The organism is Xanthomarina arctica (genome assembly GCF_014638915.1).
Classification (GTDB): domain Bacteria; phylum Bacteroidota; class Bacteroidia; order Flavobacteriales; family Flavobacteriaceae; genus Xanthomarina; species Xanthomarina arctica.
The window spans coordinates 1-1,819 of record NZ_BMFQ01000010.1 but is presented as its reverse complement, the minus strand read 5'-3'; the positions used below and the strand labels follow the sequence as shown (position 1 = coordinate 1,819).

At 31.1% G+C, this 1,819-nt stretch carries 2 protein-coding genes; both read right to left on the bottom strand.

Annotation, left to right across the window (positions count from 1 at the left end):
* Positions 1–209: 209 nt before the first annotated feature.
* Entirely contained in the window at positions 210–716 is a 507-nt protein-coding gene (locus IEV77_RS17310) for a hypothetical protein (RefSeq protein WP_188467164.1), read from the bottom strand.
* Between the two features lie 143 nt (positions 717–859).
* A complete protein-coding gene (locus IEV77_RS17305; protein WP_188467162.1) occupies positions 860–1,573 on the bottom strand; it encodes a class I SAM-dependent methyltransferase in 714 nt (237 codons plus the stop codon).
* Between the last annotated feature and the right edge of the window lie 246 nt (positions 1,574–1,819).

The window sequence follows — 1,819 nt, the reverse complement described above, 5'->3', positions numbered from 1 at the left end:
CAGCTCTGGAATTAAGTTGAATCCAATAATTATCAATATAAATACTATAATCGCTGTCATTTCTCAAATGTGTGGTAACGGTTTTGTATATGAAAAGTGCGTGCTTGTGTCAGCGGATTTTCGGAACGAAAATCGGATGAAAGCAAGTACGCACTTTCCTTTGATTTAGCACTAAACTACGCATTTTTTATATACAGTGTTGGCAATAGTTATTTTCTATTCTGTTTGTTTAATCGTTTCAGTTTGTTTATTTCTGACTTTTTTGTTTGGTTTAGTTTTTTTGTTTGAGTGCAAAGGTCAGTCGAAAAATATGGCTCAACTTTATTATTCTCGTCGAAAGTGTTTACTTGTAAATCCGTTTTATATGAGTAAATCAGATGTTCCGAGTTTAGGTCAAAATAATTTCCGCAATCTGCTCCACCACCAGAAGTCACGATAGTTATAAAATCCGATTTTTCTTTTCCTTTTATCAGTTCTGTTATTTTAAAAACAAACTCAATTCTATTAATTTCTTGTACGTAATATTTTCCTTTTTCGGTTGAGCTTGGAATTGAATCATAAGCCTTTTTTTTATTAATTTCTACAACGGTTCCTGTAAAAATTAAGTCCGAATGTTCAAATCCATATTTAATACTTGATTTTTCGCAAGAGCAAGAATAAACCTTGGTGGCTGAAAAAATCAGAAGAAATATTGTAAGGATTATCGGTTTTTTCATAATTATTGCCAACGTTTATGTGTATGATTAGTGGCGTGTTTAAGCACCTAATTTAGCAAATAAATCACAGATAGAATATTCCGCAGGAATGTTCGTAGGTCGGCAGTGACCTAGCCATTAATTATCCACGGTGTTGCCAATAGTTATTTTATTTTCCGTCCTTTAATTCCGCTTGCACAACCGTAAAAATATTCCACATATTCAACTTCAAATTCCAGTTTGTTAAAAATCCGATGAACATTTTTAGAGTTTCCAAATTCTTCAGTATAAACTCCTAACATTCTATAAGTATCTGGACTTCCAAGAAATAATTTTCCTAAAATCGGAATAATATTTTTTAAGTAAAACATATAAAACGGTTTTAATATTTTACTTTTTGGGACAGAAACGTCAATTAGCGAAAACTTTCCGTTTAGTTTTAAAATACGGTTTATTTCATTCGCTAATTCTCCAAGTTGTTCATCATTAAATGTTTTTAGTCCAAAACCTGAAATTACATAATCAGCACTTTCGTTTGCAATAGAATTGTCAAAAACGTTTTCTTTAAGAATATCGACTGAATGTTTTTTAAATTTCGATTTATTCTTATTTGCTCGATTTATCATTTCGGTTGAGAAGTCAAGTCCGATTAGTTTTGAGTTTTTGTCCGACTTTTTTAAAATATGTTTCCAACATTCTCCCATTCCAGTCATTAAATCGACAACTATTTTTCCTTTTTCGATTTCAATTTCCTCAACACATTGTCTTCTCCATCTTTCACTAAATCCGAATGAGGTTATGTAGTTCATTTTTGAATACGAACTACTCATTTTGTCAAATAGCTTTTCAACAAATTTAGGTTCGTAGATTTCTTTCATTCGTGATGTTGGTCATAATTATTGGCAACGTGTTTGTATATGATTAGTGGCGTGTTTCAGCACCTAATTTAGCAAATAAAAACGGAATAGAAAATCTGCAAAGATTTTCGTAAGCAAGCTAAAACTAGCCATTAATTATATACGGCTTAAGTTAGCATTTTAATAAAAACACTAAATTAAGGCATATAAATTAGAAAGCACAAAAGAGAGGAATAAGGTTAATATATACGCAGAGACTATAGATCT